Source organism: Hymenobacter guriensis (assembly GCF_015773195.1).
GTDB classification, from domain to species: domain Bacteria; phylum Bacteroidota; class Bacteroidia; order Cytophagales; family Hymenobacteraceae; genus Hymenobacter; species Hymenobacter guriensis.
This window is the reverse complement of sequence record NZ_JADWYK010000004.1, coordinates 1-21112: the sequence shown is the minus strand read 5'-3', so window position 1 is coordinate 21112 and position 21112 is coordinate 1. Positions and strand designations below refer to the sequence as shown.

Here is a 21112-nt window from a genome sequence, read left to right as displayed (position 1 = left end):
CGCCCGGTGGAGAGCGTCGCTACGAAATCAACCAGACGAATGTTGCCAGGTTATTTTACCCGCGTCCAGTTCTGGGAGCGGCCAATGAGGGAGAAGCCGATGTAGCCTTTCACTTCCATTGAGTTGGCATTATTCATCTTCATATAGCAGGAATACGTTTTGCCGCTTTCCGGATCGTAGATCTTGCCATCATCCCACTTGTTGTCGTCGTCGTACTCGAAGCCCTGCATGAACACGAGGCCCAGGCGGGTGCGGTTACGCAGCTTGGGGTCGGGGTTCTGGCTGTCGGTTTTGGGCTTGCCGGTTTTAGGGTCGTTGGGCACCGTCAGGCTCACAATCTTACCGCAGAGCTTGTTGCCGCACTGGTAAATTTCGAAGGTGGCCTTTTTCTCCTCGTTGGTCCAGATTCCCAGAGGAGAGAGTTTCTGCGCTGACGCCAGGGAGGACAAGCCCAGCACCAGGGCCAGACAGAGGAAGAGTACTTTTTTCATGATAATGGGAAATGTGGGTTTTGGGGGAAAATATAGACAAACTTGGCTGGATGGCAAGCCAGTCGGGTCAGCTTTGTTTGACCAGCCGATGGCAAGTTTGGGACCAACTTCTCGGCCCTGTAATTCATCCGAAAAAAAAGGCGCTGATCCTCAGCTTGCTGAGGATAAAATTGTACTACTGCACTAAAAAAAGGCTATTTCGTTTTGAACCTTCAATTGGGTTTTTAACTTTACCAACCAGTAGTGAGTACTACGGCTCCGGCCAAGTGGCCCTAAGGTGCTGGGAAGCGCGGTCGGAGAGATGTCGAACGTAAAGAAAGGAGGTACAAAATGTCTAGTAGTCCCAAACAAATCCTGCCAAGCCTGTCGAATGTAGTCCGCCTCACCGCCGGACGCGCTTAACAACAGCTTTCGCGCGGAGCCCGCTCAATTTTGGTTGGCTCCCGCATTCTGGCAAGGTCTTACCCTCCCCAGGGAGCAGATGACGGGGCTGTACCCCAGACTCGCCGCTTGGTAAGATTTGAAGGATTAGATGCCCGGTTTGCCCAGCAGCCCTCCCGTAGGAACTGCACAGGCGAGCCGGGCATCGTTCTTTTCTTGGAAATGGTTGACTGATTGAACGGTTGCTTCGTGCTACTCGCCGTGGTAACATCTAGCAATAGAGTCATGCACCTATTGCAACACCCGGCGGATGGCCATAAAGCGCCGCTCGTAGTCCGTATTCTCCACTTCGCTGATCTTAACGCCCGATTCACGACGCGCCGAGGATGCATGTACGAAGCGGATAGGCTCCCCGGGCTTGGACAATACAATACCGGCATGGCCCGGGGTAGTGGAGGTTGCGGCTGTGCCCGTGAACACTACAATATCTCCCGGTCGAGCCTCGGCGCGCGGAACTTCCCGCCCCGTCGAAATCAGTAGCGCTGTGGAATGGGGCACAGCAATGCCGTAGTGCCCGAACACGTAGCTTACAAAGCCTGAGCAGTCGAAGCCGGTTTCGGGAGAAATGCCGGCGTACAGGTAGTTGGTGCCCAACTGGCGTAGCGCAAACCGCACGAGGCTGTCGGCCCGGGCAGCGGAATCTACTGCCACGGGTTTGCGGGGCGGCCTGGCAATGAAATAGGCCATTGAGGTGGCGGCAGACTGATCGGCCACGGCCCGCACGGGCACCATTTCCACCGCTGTTGACGCCGTAACGGGCGCCGGCTGCCGCTGATACAGCCAGCTGCCTAAAATGGCCACCACCAGCAGCAGAAAAACACTCCACACAATACGCATTGGGTTGCCGCAGCCGGGAAGGTAGCCGCCTGCTTTGGGTACTAACGGCGCAGCTTTACTGCGGGTTCAGCCCGCGCGCCGATTACGGCTGCTGGTTGAGCGCAAGGGTTTTTCCGGCAACTTTGCAACTTTGCCTGCGCTGGCCCGTCCGCTAGCCAGTCTTTTTCACTTACCTGCTGTTCATGCTGCACCACTGTTTTCGTTTCGCTTTCTTTTTGTTACTGGGCCTGCTGGCTCCGGTAGCCGCCGCGCTGGCGGCCCCCACACTGCGCTATACGTTGGCAATGCCCGCGCCGCAAACTCATTATTTCGAGGTAGATGCGCAGCTGGGCGGTTTCACCAAAGCCTACACCGATGTGAAGCTGCCCGTGTGGGCGCCTGGCTCGTACCTGGTGCGCGAATTTGCCAAAAACGTAGAGGGCTTTGAAGCCCGGGCCGGGGCGGCCAAGCTCACCGTCGAGAAAATCAACAAAAACACCTGGCGCGTTTTCCACCCCAAGGCTAAGGACTTCACCGTGCACTACCGCGTGTACGCCTACGAGCTGTCGGTGCGCACCAGTTTTCTGGATGCCTCGCACGGTTATGTGAATGGCAGCAGCGTATTCATGTACCCGGCCGAAAACAAGGACCTGGCCAGCACCCTCACCGTGCAGCCTGCCCCCGGCTGGACGCAGGTGAGCACCAGCTTGCTGCCCGCCGGGGGCGGCGCGCCCTTCACCTTTCGCTCGTCATCCTACGATGAGCTGGCCGACTCGCCCATTGAAATCGGAACGCACCGGGTGCTGCAGTTTGAAGCCAACGGCACGCCCCACACGGTGGCCATGTACGGCCAGACGCAGTACGACGAAGGCCGCCTGCTCACGGACATGAAGCGTGTGTGCGAGGAAGCCCATCGGGTGGTAGGCCAGAACCCGCTGGACCGCTACGTGTTCATCGTGCACAATATTGAGCGCGGCACCGGCGGGCTGGAGCACCTGTATTCCACCACGCTGTCGGTTTCGCGCAATGCCTATGCTACCGAGGCCGGCTACAAGGGCTTTCTGGGGCTGCTGGCGCACGAGTACTTCCACCTCTGGAATGTAAAGCGCATCCGCCCCGTCGCCCTCGGCCCGTTTGATTATGACCGCGAAAACTACACGCACATGCTGTGGGTAAGCGAAGGATTCACCGAGTATTTCTCCAACCTGATTGTGCAGCGGGCCGGCTATGCCACGCCTCAGGTATACTTGGGCGACCTGTCGAACAGCATCACGCGGGTGGAGAATACGCCCGGCAACAAAGTGCAGCCCGTGTCGGAGTCGAGCTTTGATGCCTGGATCAAGTACTACCGGCGCAGCGAAAACTCCAACAACTCCGAAATCAGCTACTATGACAAGGGCGAGTTGGTGGGCGCCATGCTGGATCTGATGATCATTCAGGAAACCAAAGCCCAGAAAAGCCTCGACGACGTGATGCGCTACCTCTACGCCCGCTATTACCAGCAGCTCAAGCGCGGCTTTACCGATGCCGAATTTCAGGATGCCGTAGCGAAAGTAGCCGGCCGGCGGTTCGATGAATTCTTCCGCACCCGCGTCTACGACGTGCAGACGCTCGACTACCAGACGGCTCTGGGCTACGCCGGCCTCAAGCTGGTGACCACGCCCGTAAGCCAGGATGCTGCCTTGGGCGCCGATTTCAGCACCACAGGCGGCAAAGTCACCGTGCGGGGTGTGCAGCGCGACGGCAGCGCCTGGCAGGGCGGCCTGAACGTGAACGACGAAGTGCTGGCTCTCGACGGCGGCCGCATCAGCGAAGACCCCAATAAGCTACTGGCCGGTCGTGCTCCGGGCACCCCGGTGAAGCTGCTGGTGGTGCGCGAAGGCCGCGTGCAGGAAGTAACGTTCCCGCTGCTGCCCAGCGCCGCCCAGCGCTACCGCATCGAGCAAGCGGCCAATCCTACCCCGGAGCAGCAGGTGGTGCTGGCCAAGTGGCTGCCCGTAAAGAGCTAACGACCATTAACTAAAAAGTCAAAGGGCCCGACAGTTATGTCGGGCCCTTTTGTTTGTCTTCGGGCAGGCGGCTTGCCGCTTCGCCAGCTGGCGCTACTGCACGCGCTGCAGGGCTACCTCGCGCACCGGCGTAATCACCAGCGGCACCTTTTCCACCTTCACCGACGAGGTGTCGAGGCCGAAGTACTTGTCTTCGGAGGCAATGAACTGCTTGATGTAGAAGTAAGCCTGCATCACCAGCTTTTCCACCCACGGAAACTCGTTTTCCACCGATAGGAATTTCTCCAGCACCACAAAGCGGAAGTCGCCGGTCACGTGCTGCTTGCTCAGGCTCTCGTAGCGGGAGGTGATGTCCACTTCCTTGTTGCGCACGAGGTCTTCCACCACTTTGCGGAAGTACAGGTTGATGCGCTGCTCCACCCGGAAGCCCAGCCGGAACGTGATGCGGAACACATCGTCGGGGGCCAGCTCGGTTACTTTGTACTCCATCGTATACGGCTCATCGGTGGTATCCACGTGCACGAACCAGTAGATATCGGCCCGCTTGGGGCGCTTCTGGAAGATGGAGTAGATGATCTTCGACTCGATTTCCGACTGCCGCTCAGCCGACGACATAAACACCAGATGGGTGGCGTACTTGGAAATGGATTCGTCGTTGCTAAGCTCCTTCAGCGCGTCGATGTAGGGCTCAATCTTCACGAACTCCGTGAGGCGGCGCTTGATGAAGTAAGCCCGCAGCCACACGTACATCACCGAAATCAAACAGAGGCTGATAGCCACCGACACCCAGCCCCCGTGCGGAAACTTGATCAGGTTGGCCACCAGAAAAGAACCCTCAATCAGCCCGTACACCACCAGAAACAGCACCACCAGCGGCAGCGGCACCCGCTTGGTGCGCAGCCACATGGAGAGTAGCAGCGTCGTCATAAGCATGGTGATGGTGATGGCCAGGCCGTAGGCCGCTTCCATGTGCTCAGAGCGTTTGAAGTACAACACCACCGCAATGCAGCCCAGCAGTAGCAGACGGTTCATGCTGGGCACGTAGAGCTGGCCCTTCACGTTGGTGGGGTAGTTGAGCTTTACCTTGGGCCACATGTTCAGGCGGATAGCCTCCGCTACCAGCGTGAAGGAGCCCGTTATCAGCGCCTGCGAGGCAATAATGGCGGCAATAGTCGCAATGCCGATGCCGATGAGGAGAAACCACTCCGGCATGAGCGAGTAGAAGGGGTTGCGACCAGCCAGCTTTTCGCCTGCGTGGGCCATCAGCCAGCCACCCTGCCCGAAGTAGTTGAGCAGCAGGCAGAGCTTCACAAACATCCAGCTGATGCGGATATTGCCCTTGCCGCAGTGGCCCAAATCGGAGTACAGGGCCTCAGCCCCGGTGGTACACAGAAACACAGCTCCCAGCAGCCAGAATCCGCCCGGCGTGTTCACCAGCAGGTTGTAGGCATAATAGGGGTTGGCCGCTTTCAGAATTTCCGGGTGATGCACAATACCGTAAACGCCCAGTACCGCCAGCATCGAAAACCACAGAAACATAATCGGCCCGAAGGCCTTGCCCACAATCTGGGTGCCGAAGCTCTGCAGCAGAAACAGCCCGCACAGAATGGCAATGACGATGTACATCGTCGGGATGCCGGGATACACGGCTTCCAGCCCTTCAATGGCTGAGGAAACGGAAATAGGTGGGGTAATCACGCCATCGGCCAGCAGCGCCGCGCCGCCCACAATAGCCACCGCCGACAGCCAGGCCCCGCGCCGCCGTACCAGGGCATAAAGCGAGAAAATGCCGCCTTCCCCGTTGTTGTCCGCGTTCAGCGTAAGCAGCACATATTTGATGGTGGTTTGCAGCGTCAGGGTCCAGAGCACGCAGGAAATGCCGCCGTACACCAGATCTTGGGTGATGACGTCGGGCACAATGGCCTTCATCACGTACAGGGGCGAGGTGCCGATGTCGCCGTAAATAATGCCCAGGGCAATAAGCAAGCCCGCCGTGGATATGGCGGAGTGTCCGTGTTTGTCGGTGTTCATACGGCGCGAAAAGAGAAATCGGGGCTACGCGAAAAAGCGCCCAAAGGTAGGCATGGAACCCACAGTGGCGCGTTAACTTATTCGGAAAGGAAAAGGAAGATTACTCACCCAAATCGGGTGGGGGAGGAAGCGTAGCCAGACGGGCGGCTTCTTCGGCGGCCCAAGCCTCGGCAGCTGCCTGCGCAGCCCCATCGTGGCGGTCCTGGATGCGGCGGTTCAGCTCACCGGTAAGCTGGTACCAGGGCTCTGCGGCACCAGGCAAGGCAAAGTGAGCGGCTTCGCGGCCCAGCCGATACAGCCGCAGCCGGTTGGTGCCCCGCTGGCCCACAATAAACAGCAGCGCCCCTATCACCAGGCCAATAACCGCCGGCGTAGTACGCAGCCAGAAGTTTAGGTAGCCCAGCGCCACAAACGTGAAGACCAGGCCACCCAGCAGGTACCACAGCAGCCAGCGCACGGGCTTCAGCTCGGCGCGCTCCAGTTCCAGGAGCCCAAACGTTTGGTTGTGGATGCGTACCCGGTCGTGGCTGAGCGTGAGGCGGCCGTCGGGGCTATGCAGGTCCGGGGCGCGGTGCGGCGGCGGGGGCGTAGCGGGAATTTCCGGCTCGGGCATGACACGTATAGGCCCCGGTTGGGCAGTGCTGGTCGTTGTCCAGCGTGGCGGAGGACCGCCTGAGCCAACCGGGGCCGAATACATTAGTTGTTTACTTTCAGCAGCTCTACGTCGAAGATGAGCGCAGAGTCGGGGCCAATGTCGCGGCCGGCGCCCCGCTTGCCGTAGGCCAGATCCGAGGGAATGTACAGGCGCCACTTCGAGCCTTCGGGCATCAGTTGCAGCGCCTCTGTCCAGCCCGCAATTACCTGGTTCACGCCGAACGTAGCCGGCTGTCCGCGCTGGTACGATGAATCGAACACGCGGCCGTTGATGAGGGTGCCGTGGTAGTGTGTGGTCACCTGGGAGCGGGGACCGGGCTTCTTGCCCGAGCCCTCAGTCAGCACTTCGTACTGCAGGCCGCTGGGCAGGGTGGTGATGCCCGGCTTGTTCTGGTTTTCGGCGAGGAAAGCTTCGCCTTCGGCTTTGTTGTTTTGCATGGCAGTGGGGTCTTGATGGTCTTCTTCCTCTTCTTCGCCGCCGCCGAACTGCGCCTGCAGCTGCTGCATGGCGGCCTGAATTTGCTCGGGGCTGAGCTGGCTTGGCTGGCCGGCCAGGGCACTCTTCATGCTGGCTGCCAGCACGTCGATGTTCAGATCGAGGCCCTGCTCGGAGAAATTGCGGGCCATATCGCGCCCGATGATGTAGCTGATTTGCTCTTTCAAGCCGGTCAGGTCCATAGAATCAATGGTTTGGTGACACGTGGCCGCCTGCGGTTTGCCGGACGGCCGTGCCCCGATGAACAGAATACAAACGGCAAGCTCCGCGTGAGCTTCCTGGCGGTGAAGTACCGAAAACCGGCCGGAATGGATACGGTTTTTTTCGGGCGACAGGGGTAAGTGCCTGAAAGTGAAGCCGCGTTTGTTTGCCCCTGAACGCAACAAACCCCGCCCGAAGGCGAGGTTTGCGGTATTCAACCGAAAAGGGCTTAGCAGAAGTGCAGCTCTTCCTCGTCGCGCAGGTCAAAAAACAGGTTCAGGTCGCGCACGTGGGCGGCCAGCAGGCTGAGCGACCCAAGGCTCCCCAGCAGCAACAGCGAAGAAACGGCAGCAGTGCTCTTTTTCATGGTAAATCAGGTAGTATGAAGCAAATCAGTTTATTGACTGCAAAGATAGTACGCACTAGTTGAAAAATTGTTATGCAAGCATACTTAATTTCGTGGCTTACTCATACACTACTCTTGATTAATACAAAAATGATACGGGCAGGAACATGCCATTTCCTGGCGGGCTATGGTACCTGCTCCACCTCCACGCGGCGGTTGCGGGCATCGGGTGAGGAGTAAATTGGGCGGGTGTCGCCGTAGCCGGTGGTGCTGAGGCGCTCGGCCGCAACGCCGGCACTTACCAGGTAGCTTTTTACCGCTTCGGCCCGCTGCTCCGAGAGTAGCAGGTTTTTCTGCGGCTCACCCACGCGGTCGGTGTGGCCCGCAATGCGCAGCCGCAGCGCGGGGCGGGCTTTCAGCTCCGAGGCCAGGGCGTTGAGGGCCGGTAGCCCGTCGGGCAGCAACTCGGCCGTGCCCAGGCGAAACAACACGGTAGGCAGCACCACGGGCGTCGGAGAAAGCACCTGGGGCGGGGGTAGCAGGGACGGGGTGCGGGCGGTATCGGGCGGGGGCAGGATGAGGGTACGTCTGGCCGTATCCAGCGGCGGCAGGGCGGGGGTGGGCCGGGCAGCTACGGGCGGCGTGGGCCGCGGTGCCGGCGGGCTGCCCGCCACCTGAACCGTAATAGGCACTACGGCGCTTTCGCGGCTGGGGTAGTAGCCCTGGGTGAGGTAGAAGGTGGTGGTTTTGCTGAGGCGGGTGCGGTAGGTGTTGCCCGCAGCCACGGGTTTCTGCAGCTCGGGGTCCAGGTACCAGCGCACACTGCGGCCCGATACGCGAATAGTGGTTTCGACTCCAGCCGCTACTTTCGCCGCCGATTTCAGCCTGACCCGGTATAGGGTGAAGGCCCCCACGTCGCAGTCGCCGACGGGGCGGTAGGTGGCCTGGCCGGTGAGCTTTTCCTGGGCCGGGTCGTAGGTGAAGGTGATGGCACCGTCGCACCAGTAAGTGAAGGGCGTGCTGCCGGTTTCATCGAGCTTGCGCACATGTTTCAGCAGAAAGCCCTTGGCCGTGGGCGTGCCCTGAATCTGAAAAGTGACGGACGTGCCCGCCTGCCCGCCCACTTCCTGGTAGAGAATGCCGAACAAGCCGTTACCGCTGCTTTTCTGGAGGCGCAGAACCGCCGGCCACACCCGCTGGCCTTCGCCGGTATCGGTTTCCACGCCCTGCCATATTCCCGCCAACGACTGCGCCCGCCCGGCTCCCGCCAGCAGCAGCGCCACGATAGTAAGCCAAATGCTGCGTTTCATAAGGCGAAAATACACGGGGCCGGCGGTATTTGTAAAGCCAGAGCCAGCTACACCGTTTACTCCTGCTTTGCCCGGCGCTGGATGCGCGCTTCCCAGCGTTTGCGCTTGGGCGCGATGTAGCCGCGCAGGTGCTTTTCCATTACCAGCACGGCGCAGGGCGCGGCGGCGGTGGCCCCGAAGCCGGCGTTTTCGAGGTACACGGCTACGGCAATTTTGGGGTTGTTGGCGGGCGCAAAGCCCACGAAGGCGGCGTGGTCGTCGCCCTCGTCGTTTTCCACGGTGCCGGTTTTGCCCGCTACCGTGATGCCTACGTCGGCAAGGCTGGAGGCATCGGCGGTGCCACCGCGCTGCATCACGGCTGTCATACCAGGAATGAGGGCCGCGAAGTTTGCGCTGTCTATAAGCGTACGGTGCTTTTTGGTGAAGCGAGCCAGCGAGCCGCCCGCTCCGATGCCGCGCACCAGGTGGGGCGGGTAGTACCAGCCGCGGTTGGCAATGATGGCAGCCATGTTGGCCATCTGCAGGCCCGTGAGGTTTATTTCGCCTTGCCCGATGCTAAGCGAGTAGATGGAACGGTAGGTCCAGGCGCGGGTACGGCGGGCTTTGTCGTAGTAGGCGGGGGTGGGTAGAAAGCCGGGGGCTTCGCGGGGCACATCCACGCCGAGCACTGAATCGAGCCCGAAGGAGCGGGCATAGCGGCGCCATTGGGCCAGGTTGACGTGGCGGGCCGCTACGGTATCCTGCACCAGCGAGTCGGGCACGTGGTTGATGACGTTCTGCAGCACCTGGTAGAAGTAGGGGTTGCAGCTGTACTTGAGGCCGGCGGTGAGGCTGCTGGCTTTGGGGTGGTCGTGCACGCAGCTTACCAACGACTGGTCGCAGCGGAAGCCGGTGCCAGGGCGAATAGCGCCCAACTGCAGGGCTATGGCGGCATTCACCAGCTTGAAAACCGAGCCGGGCGGGTTGGCCAGCATAGCGGGGCGGTTCAGCAAAGGCATGTCCTCGTGCTCCAGCAGTTCGGCCCGCACCCCGGCCTGGTCGGGGGCGGTGAGGGTGGAAGCCTGGTATACTGGGGCTGAGACGTAAGCCAGGATTTCGCCGGTGCGCGGGTCGAGGGCCACAAGGTAGCCGCGGCGGCCCCCGAGCAGCTTTTCGGCGTAGGCCTGCAGCTTCACATCGAGGGTGAGGTGCAGGTCCTGGCCCTGCTGGAAGAGGGTGTCTTTGGCCCAGCTGCCGTGCTGGCGGCCTTGCTTATCTACTAAGGGATGCAGGTAGCCGCGGTGGCCGTTGAGCAGGCCGTTGTAATACGTTTCCAGCCCGCCGTTGCGCAGGCGGTAGAAGCGGCCGCGGCTGGTGCGGCGGGCCTGGCGCAGGAAAGGCTGGGCCTCGGCGTAGGTGTAGCCCAGCACCGGGGCACCCGCCGGGGTAGTGTACACGCGCTGGCGGCGCTGGCTGAGGGTGAGCGTGGGCCAGGCGGCGCTGTCCTGGCGCACCCGGGCTACTTCGGCGGCGGTGAGGCGGAGCTGTACTCCATAGCTGGGGCGGGCTCCGGGATAGGGTAGGGCCTCTAGTATGCGGCGGCGCACAGTGGTGGAGTCCCAGCCCAGCAGCAGGCCCAGCTTCAGGGTATCAAGCGGGGAGCGGCGCGGCAGCTGCAGCAGAAACTGCAGGCGGGTGGCTACCAGCACGGAGTCGTTCCGGTCGAGGAGGCGGGCGCGCTGGGGCAGCTCGGGCAGCACCACGCGGCGGGCCGAGTAGCGCACGCGCACGTCCTGGGTTTGGGTGGGGGCCTCGGTAGCGTCGGGGGAGGAGCACGCGGCCAGCCCCGCCAGCAGAGCCATTAGCCGAATTTTACCCCAGTTGAAAGCCGTACGCATGGGGTAAAGCTAGGCAATTGCGGGAAGTAGGGGCCGGGCTTTTCGATGAAGGCCGGTGGGAGCCACTCCAACCAAGCGGGTGTGGCTTTCAGTTTTGCGACGGGACGCACGCTGCGCGGAGTGTTGGCGAGGCCGGCCGGGCTATGGCGCGGTGAAGTCGAGCAGGCGGCGGTGGTAGTTGATCTGCCCCAGATGATAGGCAAGGTGCGTAGCCAGATGAACCAGCAGGTATTCGGTGGAGGTCTTCTGCTCGAACACCAGCAGGGGGTACTCCTGGGCCAGCCTCTCAGGGGGTAGCGCGCGTAGCGACTCATCCACAATGTCGCGCGTTTCGGCTACCTTCTCCAGCAACTCCTGACGAGGTACGTTCTTAAGCGAGAATTCCAACTCCCGGTGCCGGGTGTACGCCACGCCGCCCAATTCGGCGCCGATATAGGTTCGCAGGTTGCCGACAAGGTGCAGGCTAAGGTTGCCGGCCGAGTTGGCAATAGCTTTTTCTACCTGCCAGATGGTTTCTTCGTCTCGGTACTGGGTAAGCTCCTGCTGTACCCGGTTCAGGTCGCGGCGGAAAAGCAGGCGGAGGGTATCGGGTAGCATACGAGCAGAGAAGCGGGAGGGAGGCTATGAAATAATACGACTCAGTTTCCCTACACCAGCACCATGCTCAAGCCCAGCGCCCCTACCAGTCCAAAGGCAATAATAAGGCTATAGAGTCCGAGCAGGAAAACGAATTTCAACGCGGTTTTCAGCCAGTTCTGCTGGTAGGCTTTGCGCAGGGCTACGGCCAGGTAAACAGCTAACAGGGGCAGCACCAGCAAGACGGCCTTAGAGGGCACGTGGGCAAACAGGCTCAGCACCATCATCAGGGAAAACAGCAGGAAGGCAAAGCAGTGCACATGAATGGCAAACATCAAATGAGCCAGGTAGTACTGCTTGCGGCGCACGTACAGCAGCTTCAACAGAAGGGCAAACACGGGCATGAGCACGAACATCATCAGCGAAATACCGCGCACAAACTGATGGGAAATATCCTGCTCCGACGACTGCATCACGCGCCGGCCCTGCCGCGCTATAAAACGCCCCAGAAACGACGGTTCCTGGCCGTGGCGGCGCAGCACCTCATCAAGTTGGGCGGAGGAATATCCTGGCAACTCCCGCCATTCCTGCGGGGTGTAGAGCACCCCATTCCACCGGCGGTAGTCCACGGTGTCGCTGTTCACATCGGTATTCACGATGCCGTTGAGCACCGATACGTGCCGGGTATTGCGCAGCATGCGCTTGACCCGAACGGAATCGGCAGTGGCTAGCTGGCCTGCCAAGCGGATGGAATCGGCCCGGTACTGGATGCTGGTCTGCCGGACTCGTTGGCCCAACGTGCGCATTTCGCCGTGCTCGGGAGCGTGCAGGGCCACCGAAAGCAACAGGAAAAACACAAAGCTGATGAACACATACAGGCGCACGGGCGGCACGTAGGCCACGCGCTTGCCTTCCCAGAAATGACGCGTGAGGGCCCCCGGCGCAAACAGCAGCTGCCGCAGGGTGCGGAACACCTTGCCATCGAAGTGGAAAAGGCCTTCGAGCACTTCCTCGGCTACGTGCCCAAAGGAGAGGTCGAGGGGGTGGTTTTGCTGGCCGCAGTCGGGGCAGTAGTTTTCGGCCGCCTTGAAGTCGTGGCCGCAATTGGCGCAGGAGGGTAGCTTATGGGCGGAGTGCGCCATTGCAGAGAGAGGTAAGGAAGTCGGTGCGGTAGGGCGGCGCAAAGTAAGCATCCGGCCACCGGATTCAAGCCGTGCGCAAAGACTGGACTACTCCTCGGTATCAGCCGATGCTTTGGGGCCGCCCCCGAACATGAGTGCCATGGCTTGCACGCCAATCTGCATAGCGTCTTTGGCATAATCGAGCACGGGTGCCGTGGTAGCTACTTTTAGCTCCTGATCGGTGACGGGTCGGACCTGCACGGTGGCAAACTCATACCGCAGCTGCTGCTTACGCTCCTTATCGAAGTACACCACCAGCCGGGTGATGCCGTGGGCCTGGTTGACGTACACCGGGTGGGCAAAATTCAGGCTCTGCGGAATCTGCGGGGAGGTCCACACATCTAGGGCAACGGGCTTGTTCCCCAACTGGCCGGGGCCATCCGGCTTGGCTCCCTCGGCGCCGGGCTTCAGCGTGTACGTTGTCTTCTGACTGGGGTAGCCCGCTACCAGCACCGTTTCGGGCGTGGTACGCAGGGTGTAGTCCACATCCGTAACGACAATGCTCTGCCAGGTTTTTTCTACCGAGGCGGCATCGTAGGTGTAGTTTACGTTTTGGGGCGTCGACTGCGAGACCATCCGCAGCAGGCCTTTGTTGGTAGTGAGGTTGAAGTAGTTTTCGAGGTGGTAGGTGAGGGCATCGGTGGTGGCGCGGGCTTCCTTGCCCCGGCAGTAGATAGTGCCCTTGCGCGGCAGCATCATGGCCCCGATGGTCATAGCCGGGCTGAGGGTGGCCGCCGCGGCTTGAAGCTGCTGTTGTTCCGCCGCCGTGAGGCGCCCGGCCAGCTGCTGCAGCTGCGCCTGGATGTTGCCCTTAGCCGGATCTACCTGGCTGAGCAGCTTATCATAGGGGTTGCCGGGCAACGATACGCGGGTGGTGATAACGCCCTGGGTGAAATTAGCCACCGGAGCGGAGGCAGCGGTAGGAGCGGGGCCGTAGCCCGCCGCCGCCAGCAGCACCGTGAACGGAAGAAGAGACCAGGCAAACGGACGAGTAAGGCGCATAGGGTAGATGATAGGTTCTGATTCCCTCAAAACTATAGATAAAATCAAGGTATAGTCCCGTAGCAAGTTTTAAACCGCAGTAGCAGGACGGGTGGGAAAGGCAATGGAGAAGACGCAGGGAAGCCTGCATAGTTAGGGAAGGAAGAGAATGAAGCCGGCCCGTACCTCGGAGAGAGGGGCGGGCCGGTTTGGTTCTAGGGTCTTATAAGATAGAATGGGTACCACGCTGCCCAAACGACTACGCGCGGCGCGGTACCGGCCTGCCGCCGGGGCGGTAGGGGGAGGCTGGGGCTTTGGGGCAAGGCTGGTCACGAGTTCCGTTGCGGCAGATGGAGCCAGACCCAGGATAGTTGGGGTGCTATTGCTCGGCGTACGTGCGCTCCAGCTGGTGGCGGACGATGCTTAGAAATTCCTCCGGCGTCAGGTAGCGGCTGAAGAAGTCTTCCAGGGTACCCACCGGGGTTATTTCCTGAAAAAAGGCCTCATGGTCGGTGCCGTAGACGGAGGGATTTTCGGGCGTTGGGTCGTGCAGACACACGAAATAGTGGTCGGGGAAGCCGTAAGAGTAAGCAATGCACATAAACTCCAGCGGTTCGCCCGCCACGATTGTCCGAAGCTCCTCGGGGGACACCAGGCCGTCTAGTTCGCCATAATCAGGGGTGCCCGCAGTAAATGGGGTGAACAGGAAGTTGCGAAAGAAATCCTGTCCATAAGGAAGCTGGTGGTCGGAGAAAAAGTGATGCAGCAGCGCAGCGTAAAAATCGTCTGGGCTGCGGGCGTACAACTCTCTGTGTTGCCGATAAAACTCGTCGAGCCCAAAGAAGTTGTCGGCATAGCTCTTGGGATAGAGCGGATGCGGGAAAACGGTGTGTTGCAGAACTTCCCGCAGGCACGCTTCTGGCCCGGCGGTAGTGCGGCCACCTAAACGGTGAATCTGCTGTTGGATCCGAATATTCATGGGCAGAAGTTGGATGGCCCAAGATAATCAGCGCCGCCCAGACGACTCCGCGCGGCGCGGTATCGGCTGGCCGCTGGGGCGGTTATGGGCGGCTGGGGCTTCCCGTCAGGAACGGGTAGGAATTACGCATCTAGCGCGGGGCAAAATTGTGCTAAACCTCCCCGTTGAATGTCATGCTGAGCGCAGGTTAGCTGTTAATTTGAATAGTATAAGATTTTCGTCGGAAATAGTTTGTCTATTGAAATTCAATTTTTCTAGAAGTCTTGTTGATTCCTGATTTTCGAAGTGCGTATGAGCTTCTATAGAGCTTAGCCCAAGGTCATTAAACCCGAAGTCAACTACTTTGGTGGCTGCTTCATGCATTATTCCCTTTCCCTGAAAGTCTGGTAGTAATTCATAGCCAATTTCCGCCGCGGTATTATCTTCGGAAAAGCCAAATAAGCAAATTGTCCCAATTAGTTTCTCATCCTCGCCCAGTGTAATGGCCCAGTAAATGGCATCGTTCCGTTGAACGTTTTCATTGATAGCCCGGATGAAGCCCTGGGCATCCTTCATTGATTCGCTGGGCTTTCTACCAAGGTATTTGTTTACCTGCTCGTTTGAACGCAAGCTAAATATTGCTTCATCATCATTGCTTCTGAGTTGCCTCAAGGTTAGCCTTGCTGTTTTTATAACCGGGAACGGAGTAAAGCTTTTGCCCATCATTGCTTGCTAAGAACTGGTGAGAAAATCAGGTTTGAGGAAGAAAAAGAGCCAAGAGCTTGCGAAGGGTCTTGCTGTGCTCTCGGGTGCCTTTGCCCGACGCAAGTTTAGCGCAGTCTAACTCATGACCGGCCTTACCGGGAGGCTGGGAATCTACCAACAGCACGATTAGCATGCTCGGCCGACTCGGCGCGGCACCTGCTGGACGCTACGGCGGCAGAGGCTTCTTATTGTGGCTACCTGCATCAAGCTTTGATAAAATTGCAGCTGTTAGGAAGAATCTTAATACATTCCTTCTCACCACGTAAAGATTCAATCAGCTATGGAAAACATAGAGCGCTTGGAAATGCTTTTTGCGAAATTAAGGAGTGATAATCCTTTTGATTTCCTTCAAGATCATTCCCAAATGACCTTTATTATTCATGAGATACTCAGGGAATGGCATGCTCGCTCTCCAACAGGACCTTTTTGGATGGAGTTAGTAGAGCCGCTAACACTAAAATTATCATTTGCTTCCAGTTCATTTGAGAGCCTAGTGTTAGGAACAACTCATGGTAGATACTCTGATGACCCTGTACGGTTTCCAGATCTTTCAAGTATTTACACCCTTGGTAGAGCTCAGCTCGAGGCATATTTAACTTTCTTTTATTTATATATACAGCCTAAATCGACGGATGAAAACAAGCTTAGATATTGGCTGTATGTTGTACAAAGCTTAACTGTGCGACAAACATCTGATACAGATATGCTGTCACAAGAAATGCAGAAACGTAAAATAGAAGAAGCCAATAGAATTGAGATGTACAAGAAATATATAGAAGAAAATGCTGTTTTCCAGGGTTACAGTCCTTCTAATAAGGGAAGATTACTTTCAGGCCGAACGGCCAAGGAAGTGGGATGGGAAAAATTAATGGACGCAGCAAAACTAAAGGCTATTAGTATGAAGACTTATGATCTTTATGCCAATCATGCTCACTGTGAATATATGAGCTTGATCCAGCTCAGAGCTGCGTTAACAAAGCCAGAAGAGGCAAGGCCAATGATTGCTACAGCAGTAAAGACGTCATTGATGATACTTAGTTTATTCATAAGGCAGTTATGTGACCTGCTAGAATTGAAAGATGTATATAATAAGCTACCGGAGGAAGCCAAATTGAAGATGAAAATATGGAGTAGTGTTTTATTGGGTGAAAGCGTTGATGCAGAGCTGTAGAATATTTAAGCCAAAGTTTTTTATTATAATACTGTCTCCAGCTTACACATACTGCCCACCAACCTCAAACAGCGCATTTGTAATCTACCCGAGCGAGCAGAACTTCACCGTTTCCATCAACTCCTCGAATAGGTTACCGTTCTGGAAGGCGACTTGCTGAAACTGCTGTGAGCTATACCAGCACGAAGCGTACCCGCTCCCGCTTCACGAAGCGCCCGGCAGCGGCAGAAGCTACAAAGTCGCCGATGGTCAGAATTTCATGCCGAGGTTTGGGTGGTGATGCGAAAGGGTTGCTAATGGGCTTCTTAATGAGGCTTATAGCTGCTTCAGAGTTAAAGGGTAGGTAGACAAGTCCCAGCAATAACTTAGTGGTCCAGGCTACGGCGTAAACCGGTAGAAAGAGAAGGAATAAGATGAGGTGAAGCGGGTTGCCTACAGATTCAGGTGTAATCAAGCCAGTAAAGTCGAATTGGGAAAGGTCGACTGAAAACTGCTCAGAGAATTCAAGAAGTAATTCCTCCGTATCGAGCCCAGTAATGCTCATATCCTCCTCTACGCCTGTGCGCAAGCCGCACTCCGCTTTGCAGCCTAGCCGATCCTCTACAAAGGCAGGCACCTGCTCTGCTGCCCGGCGTAAATCGGTGAATCGAACTTCAATGGTTTCCATAAAAAATAAATAAGGGTGCTACCCCAGGCAAGGTAGCACCCTTATTTATTCAACCAAATAGACTGTCTACATATTCCGACGGTACTGGCCGCCTACTTCGAACAGCGCATTCGTAATCTGGCCCAGGGAGCAGAACTTCACCGTTTCCATCAGCTCTTCGAAGAGGTTGCCGTTCTGGATGGCTACTTGCTGGAGCTGCCGGAGGCGGGTTTCGGTCTGGTCGGCGTTGCGGGTGTGCAGGATGTTGAGCATCTCAATCTGGTACTGCTTTTCCTCTTCCGTGGCCCGGATAACCTCGGCGGGCACCACCGTGGGCGAGCCTTTGGAGGAGAGGAAGGTGTTCACGCCGATGATGGGATACTCGCCCGTGTGCTTGAGCATCTCGTAGTGCATGCTTTCCTCCTGAATCTTACCGCGCTGGTACATGGTTTCCATGGCGCCAAGCACGCCGCCCCGCTCGGTGATGCGGTCAAACTCCATCAGCACGGCCTCTTCCACAAGGTCCGTCAGCTCCTCGATGATGAAGGAGCCTTGGAGCGGGTTTTCGTTTTTGGCTAAGCCCAGTTCCCGGTTGATGATGAGCTGAATAGCCATAGCCCGGCGCACTGATTCCTCGGTGGGGGTGGTAATGGCCTCGTCGTAGGCGTTGGTGTGCAGGGAGTTGCAGTTGTCGTAGATGGCGTAGAGGGCCTGCAGGGTGGTACGGATATCGTTGAAGTCGATTTCCTGGGCGTGCAAGCTCCGGCCGCTGGTCTGGATGTGGTACTTGAGCATCTGGCTCCGGGCATCGGCGCCATACTTGAGCTTCATAGCCTTGGCCCAGATGCGGCGCGCCACGCGGCCAATCACGGCGTACTCGGGGTCGATGCCGTTGGAGAAGAAGAACGACAGGTTGGGGGCGAAGTCGTTCACGCTCATGCCCCGGCTCACGTAGTACTCCACGAAGGTGAAGCCGTTGGAGAGCGTGAGGGCCAGCTGGGTGAGGGGGTTGGCGCCGGCTTCAGCAATGTGGTAGCCGGAAATGGACACCGAGTAGAAGTTGCGAACCTTCTCCTTGATGAAATACTCCTGCACGTCGCCCATGAGGCGCAGGGCAAACTCGGTGGAGAAGATGCAGGTGTTCTGGGCCTGGTCTTCCTTGAGGATGTCGGCCTGCACGGTGCCGCGCACCTGGCTGAGGGTGCGCTTTTTGATGGTTTCGTACACGTCGGCGGGCAGGACTTGGTCGCCGGTGACACCGAGCAGCATCAGGCCCAGGCCGTCATTGCCCTGGGGCAGCTCGCCCTGGTAGCGGGGGCGGTTGAGGCCTTTGTCGGCGTAAATCTGGTTGATCTTGGCTTCCACCTCGGCTTTGAGGCCCTGCTCCTTGATATAGAGCTCACACTGCTGGTCGATGGCGGCGTTCATAAAGAAGGCGGCCAGCGTAGCGGCGGGGCCGTTGATGGTCATCGACACCGAGGTGCTGGGGTTGGCCAGATTGAAGCCCGAGTAGAGCTTCTTAGCGTCGTCGAGGCAGCAGATGCTCACGCCGGCGTTGCCGATTTTGCCGTAGATGTCGGGCCGGTGGTCGGGGTCCTCGCCGTAGAGCGTCACCGAGTCGAAGGCCGTGGAGAGGCGCTTGGCAGGCAGGCCCATGCTCACGTAGTGGAAGCGGCGGTTGGTGCGCTCGGGGCCACCTTCGCCGGCAAACATGCGGGTCGGGTCTTCGCCCTCACGCTTGAACGGGAACACGCCGGCGGTGTAGGGGAACTCGCCGGGCACGTTTTCCTGGAGCTGCCAGCGCAGCAAATCACCCCAGGCGGTGTAGCGCGGCAGGCTGACTTTGGGAATCTGCTGATTGCTCAGGCTGGTGGTGTGGGTCTGGATGCGGATTTCCTTGTCGCGCACCTTAAACACGAACTCCGGAGCCTTGTAGGCGGCTACTTTTTGCGGCCAGGTTTCCAGGAGTTTCCAGTTCTGCCCGTCCAGCCGGAGTTTGACCTCCTCGAAGGTCCTCTCCAGGCCGGCCACGAGGCTTCCGGATTCGGATTGGTGGCCGCCGTGCCCGCTGCCAGGTCCTGCAGCGGCGTTTCCGACACTTTGGACGGCTCCGATGGCTTGCTTGATTCCATAGAGCTGCTGAGCAACGTCAGCTTGTTTTTGAACCCACTGATCATATTGGCGGTTGGTTTCGGCTATTTCGGAAAGGTAGCGGGTGCGGTGGGGCGGAATGATATAAATCTTCTCCGAGTCCTCCTTGCTGGTTTCAAGCTGGGACGCGAAGGGCACGCCCGTTTTAGCTTCCACCGTGGCCAGCACGGCGCGGTAGAGGCGGTTCATACCGGGGTCGTTGAACTGGGAGGCAATGGTGCCGAACACGGGCATCGAGTCCAGGGGCTTATCCCAGTGGCCGTGGTTGCGCTGGTACTGCTTGCGCACGTCGCGCAGGGCGTCGAGGGCCCCGCGCTTGTCGAACTTGTTGAGGGCAATGACGTCGGCGAAGTCGAGCATGTCGATTTTCTCCAGCTGGGTGGCGGCGCCGTACTCGGGCGTCATCACGTAGAGGCTGGCGTCGGAGTGCTCGATGATTTCGGTGTCGGACTGGCCGATACCGGAGGTTTCGAGGATGATGAGGTCGAAGCCCGCGGCGCGCACCACATCCACCGCATCCTGCACGTACTTGCTTAGCGCCAGGTTGCTTTGGCGCGTGGCCAGGCTGCGCATGTACACCCGGGGCGAGTTGATGGAGTTCATCCGGATCCGGTCACCCAGCAGGGCCCCGCCGGTTTTGCGCTTCGAGGGGTCGACGGAGATGATGGCAATGGTCTTCTCGGGGAAGTCCATCAGGAAACGGCGCACCAACTCGTCGACCAAGCTTGATTTACCAGCCCCGCCGGTGCCGGTGATGCCCAGGATTGGGGTTTTGGTAACGGAGGCAGGGAACTCAAGGCGCTGGTCGTTGCTGCCTTCGGCCTGCTGGAAGTCGGCCACCAGTTGGGCTTTCACCCGATCAAACTCCTCGGGGAAGTTTTCGGCGGCCGAAATCAGGCGGCCAATGCTGCGGGCGTCTTTTTCTTTGACGTGGTTGACCTCGCCGTTTAAGTTCTGGCCGGTGGGGAAGTCGCAGCGCTGGAGCAAGTCGTTGATCATGCCCTGCAGGCCCATGGCGCGGCCGGCGTCGGGGGAGTAGATCTGCTCGATGCCGTAGGCGTGCAGGTCCTCGATTTCGGTTGGCAGAATCACGCCACCCCCGCCGCCGAACAGGCGAATGTGGCCCGCGCCCCGCTCCTTGAGCAGGTCGTGCATGTACTTGAAGTACTCGTTGTGGCCGCCCTGGTAGGAGGTAATAGCAATGGCCTGGGCATCTTCCTGGATGGCGCAGTCCACAATTTCCTGCACCGAGCGGTTGTGACCCAGGTGGATTACTTCGGCGCCGCTGCTCTGGATGATGCGGCGCATGATGTTGATGGCGGCATCGTGGCCGTCGAACAGGGCGGCGGCCGTTACGATGCGGATATGGTTTTTCGGCTTATACGGAGCGGCGGGAGCTGCTTGCATTACGGGTGGAGTTGGGTGGAATTTGGGTGAGCGAAGGTACAAAAAAAGCCCCGGCGGGGAGGCCGGGGCTTTTTTTGTTACCAGGCTTCCTTTAGATAGACGAGCTGCTCGTCCACCGATTTGCCAACGAAAACAGCGTCCTCTTGGACGTTGCCGATGAATGGTAAGGTGTAGATGGCACCAGTAGCTTTTTCGATGGCGCAGGCCTCGCCGATTTCATAAGTGCCGATCAGAAAGAACCCCGGATAATTCTCGGCTGCTTCGTAGTCGTTATTAATGCCGATAAGTTTATCGAGAGGCCACAAAGCCAAGTATTTGCTATTAATAGCCTCGAAGTCAAGGATCTGTTCATGCCCAGCACATCATCATATCCAAATAGCCGAGCGGCAATAGGAAGTCAATCGATTGAAGAAAATTAGTAGCCTCTTGATTGGTCATAAGGTACTTCAACTTGACCTAAATAGAACACCAAAGTAGGAAAGTGAGTAGACATAAGCTTAGAAACACCGCTGAGGGGGAGGCACGCACTAGGAAGTGTTAACAGTAGGTATTATTTTGGAGGATGGACTTTATGCTGACGGACGCGCAATGGGCGCGCATCGCG

General features: G+C 58.4%; 18 protein-coding genes. 2 read left to right on the top strand and 16 right to left on the bottom strand.

What is annotated here, in order from left to right:
- Positions 1-50: 50 nt before the first annotated feature.
- Both I5L79_RS08050 and I5L79_RS08045 read right to left on the bottom strand, forming a co-directional pair.
- Positions 51-491: a DUF2147 domain-containing protein gene (locus I5L79_RS08050; protein ID WP_196954526.1), complete on the bottom strand. Its 441-nt coding sequence runs from the start codon at positions 489-491 to the stop codon at positions 51-53.
- Positions 492-1163: 672 nt separating this feature from the next.
- Positions 1164-1769, bottom strand: a complete 606-nt coding sequence (locus tag I5L79_RS08045; protein ID WP_196954525.1) for a C40 family peptidase — start codon at positions 1767-1769, stop codon at positions 1164-1166.
- 182 nt (positions 1770-1951) lie between these two features.
- Here I5L79_RS08045 and I5L79_RS08040 point away from each other — a divergent pair, with 182 nt between their 5' ends.
- Entirely contained in the window at positions 1952-3757 is a 1806-nt protein-coding gene (locus I5L79_RS08040) for a M61 family metallopeptidase (protein ID WP_231402978.1), read from the top strand.
- Between the two features lie 93 nt (positions 3758-3850).
- Here the strand turns inward: I5L79_RS08040 and I5L79_RS08035 are convergent, their stop codons facing one another.
- The 11 genes from I5L79_RS08035 to I5L79_RS07985 form a co-directional block, all read right to left on the bottom strand.
- On the bottom strand, positions 3851-5788 hold the full coding sequence (locus tag I5L79_RS08035) for a KUP/HAK/KT family potassium transporter (protein WP_196954524.1): 1938 nt from the start codon (positions 5786-5788) through the stop codon (positions 3851-3853).
- A 100-nt stretch (positions 5789-5888) separates the two neighbouring features.
- Positions 5889-6401, bottom strand: coding sequence for a hypothetical protein (locus I5L79_RS08030; RefSeq protein WP_196954523.1), 513 nt, complete (start codon positions 6399-6401; stop codon positions 5889-5891).
- Positions 6402-6484: 83 nt separating this feature from the next.
- Entirely contained in the window at positions 6485-7120 is a 636-nt protein-coding gene (locus I5L79_RS08025) for an FKBP-type peptidyl-prolyl cis-trans isomerase (protein ID WP_196954522.1), read from the bottom strand.
- Between the two features lie 248 nt (positions 7121-7368).
- Positions 7369-7506: a hypothetical protein gene (locus tag I5L79_RS08020; protein WP_196954521.1), complete on the bottom strand. Its 138-nt coding sequence runs from the start codon at positions 7504-7506 to the stop codon at positions 7369-7371.
- A 164-nt stretch (positions 7507-7670) separates the two neighbouring features.
- Positions 7671-8795: an OmpA family protein gene (locus I5L79_RS08015; protein WP_196954520.1), complete on the bottom strand. Its 1125-nt coding sequence runs from the start codon at positions 8793-8795 to the stop codon at positions 7671-7673.
- A gap of 56 nt (positions 8796-8851) precedes the next feature.
- Complete coding sequence (locus I5L79_RS08010; RefSeq protein WP_196954519.1) at positions 8852-10672, bottom strand: peptidoglycan D,D-transpeptidase FtsI family protein; 1821 nt, start codon at positions 10670-10672, stop codon at positions 8852-8854.
- A gap of 141 nt (positions 10673-10813) precedes the next feature.
- A complete protein-coding gene (locus tag I5L79_RS08005; protein WP_196954518.1) occupies positions 10814-11269 on the bottom strand; it encodes a DinB family protein in 456 nt (151 codons plus the stop codon).
- A 50-nt stretch (positions 11270-11319) separates the two neighbouring features.
- A complete protein-coding gene (locus tag I5L79_RS08000; RefSeq protein ID WP_196954517.1) occupies positions 11320-12390 on the bottom strand; it encodes a DUF3667 domain-containing protein in 1071 nt (356 codons plus the stop codon).
- Between the two features lie 87 nt (positions 12391-12477).
- The gene (locus I5L79_RS07995) at positions 12478-13431 is read right to left on the bottom strand and encodes a hypothetical protein (RefSeq protein ID WP_196954516.1); all 954 of its coding nucleotides are present in this window, start codon (positions 13429-13431) and stop codon (positions 12478-12480) included.
- Between the two features lie 358 nt (positions 13432-13789).
- Positions 13790-14389: a hypothetical protein gene (locus tag I5L79_RS07990; RefSeq protein WP_196954515.1), complete on the bottom strand. Its 600-nt coding sequence runs from the start codon at positions 14387-14389 to the stop codon at positions 13790-13792.
- A gap of 171 nt (positions 14390-14560) precedes the next feature.
- Positions 14561-15094, bottom strand: coding sequence for a GNAT family N-acetyltransferase (locus I5L79_RS07985; protein ID WP_196954514.1), 534 nt, complete (start codon positions 15092-15094; stop codon positions 14561-14563).
- A gap of 319 nt (positions 15095-15413) precedes the next feature.
- Here I5L79_RS07985 and I5L79_RS07980 point away from each other — a divergent pair, with 319 nt between their 5' ends.
- The gene (locus I5L79_RS07980; RefSeq protein WP_196954513.1) at positions 15414-16304 is read left to right on the top strand and encodes a hypothetical protein; all 891 of its coding nucleotides are present in this window, start codon (positions 15414-15416) and stop codon (positions 16302-16304) included.
- A 172-nt stretch (positions 16305-16476) separates the two neighbouring features.
- Here I5L79_RS07980 and I5L79_RS07975 read toward each other — a convergent pair whose 3' ends face one another.
- The 3 genes from I5L79_RS07975 to I5L79_RS07965 form a co-directional block, all read right to left on the bottom strand.
- Positions 16477-16971: a DUF1493 family protein gene (locus I5L79_RS07975; RefSeq protein WP_196954512.1), complete on the bottom strand. Its 495-nt coding sequence runs from the start codon at positions 16969-16971 to the stop codon at positions 16477-16479.
- A gap of 66 nt (positions 16972-17037) precedes the next feature.
- Complete coding sequence (locus I5L79_RS07970; RefSeq protein ID WP_196954511.1) at positions 17038-20508, bottom strand: methylmalonyl-CoA mutase family protein; 3471 nt, start codon at positions 20506-20508, stop codon at positions 17038-17040.
- A 77-nt stretch (positions 20509-20585) separates the two neighbouring features.
- Positions 20586-20813 carry a hypothetical protein gene (locus I5L79_RS07965; protein ID WP_196954510.1) on the bottom strand — a complete coding sequence of 76 codons (228 nt, stop codon included), beginning with the start codon at positions 20811-20813 and terminating at the stop codon, positions 20586-20588.
- Between the last annotated feature and the right edge of the window lie 299 nt (positions 20814-21112).

Excerpts from the sequence above, each read along its gene's own strand:
- I5L79_RS07980 (WP_196954513.1), top strand. The coding sequence starts at position 15,414 with ATGGAAAACATAGAGCGCTTGGAAATGCTTTTTGCGAAATTAAGGAGT.
- I5L79_RS07985 (WP_196954514.1), bottom strand. The coding sequence starts at position 15,094 with ATGATGGGCAAAAGCTTTACTCCGTTCCCGGTTATAAAAACAGCAAGG.
- I5L79_RS08040 (WP_231402978.1), top strand. The coding sequence starts at position 1,952 with ATGCTGCACCACTGTTTTCGTTTCGCTTTCTTTTTGTTACTGGGCCTG.
- I5L79_RS08015 (WP_196954520.1), bottom strand. The coding sequence starts at position 8,795 with ATGAAACGCAGCATTTGGCTTACTATCGTGGCGCTGCTGCTGGCGGGA.
- I5L79_RS08035 (WP_196954524.1), bottom strand. The coding sequence starts at position 5,788 with ATGAACACCGACAAACACGGACACTCCGCCATATCCACGGCGGGCTTG.
- I5L79_RS07975 (WP_196954512.1), bottom strand. The coding sequence starts at position 16,971 with ATGGAAACCATTGAAGTTCGATTCACCGATTTACGCCGGGCAGCAGAG.
- I5L79_RS07970 (WP_196954511.1), bottom strand. The coding sequence starts at position 20,508 with ATGCAAGCAGCTCCCGCCGCTCCGTATAAGCCGAAAAACCATATCCGC.
- I5L79_RS08010 (WP_196954519.1), bottom strand. The coding sequence starts at position 10,672 with ATGCGTACGGCTTTCAACTGGGGTAAAATTCGGCTAATGGCTCTGCTG.
- I5L79_RS07995 (WP_196954516.1), bottom strand. The coding sequence starts at position 13,431 with ATGCGCCTTACTCGTCCGTTTGCCTGGTCTCTTCTTCCGTTCACGGTG.
- I5L79_RS08050 (WP_196954526.1), bottom strand. The coding sequence starts at position 491 with ATGAAAAAAGTACTCTTCCTCTGTCTGGCCCTGGTGCTGGGCTTGTCC.
- I5L79_RS08030 (WP_196954523.1), bottom strand. The coding sequence starts at position 6,401 with ATGCCCGAGCCGGAAATTCCCGCTACGCCCCCGCCGCCGCACCGCGCC.
- I5L79_RS08005 (WP_196954518.1), bottom strand. The coding sequence starts at position 11,269 with ATGCTACCCGATACCCTCCGCCTGCTTTTCCGCCGCGACCTGAACCGG.
- I5L79_RS07990 (WP_196954515.1), bottom strand. The coding sequence starts at position 14,389 with ATGAATATTCGGATCCAACAGCAGATTCACCGTTTAGGTGGCCGCACT.
- I5L79_RS08020 (WP_196954521.1), bottom strand. The coding sequence starts at position 7,506 with ATGAAAAAGAGCACTGCTGCCGTTTCTTCGCTGTTGCTGCTGGGGAGC.
- I5L79_RS08025 (WP_196954522.1), bottom strand. The coding sequence starts at position 7,120 with ATGGACCTGACCGGCTTGAAAGAGCAAATCAGCTACATCATCGGGCGC.
- I5L79_RS08045 (WP_196954525.1), bottom strand. The coding sequence starts at position 1,769 with ATGCGTATTGTGTGGAGTGTTTTTCTGCTGCTGGTGGTGGCCATTTTA.
- I5L79_RS08000 (WP_196954517.1), bottom strand. The coding sequence starts at position 12,390 with ATGGCGCACTCCGCCCATAAGCTACCCTCCTGCGCCAATTGCGGCCAC.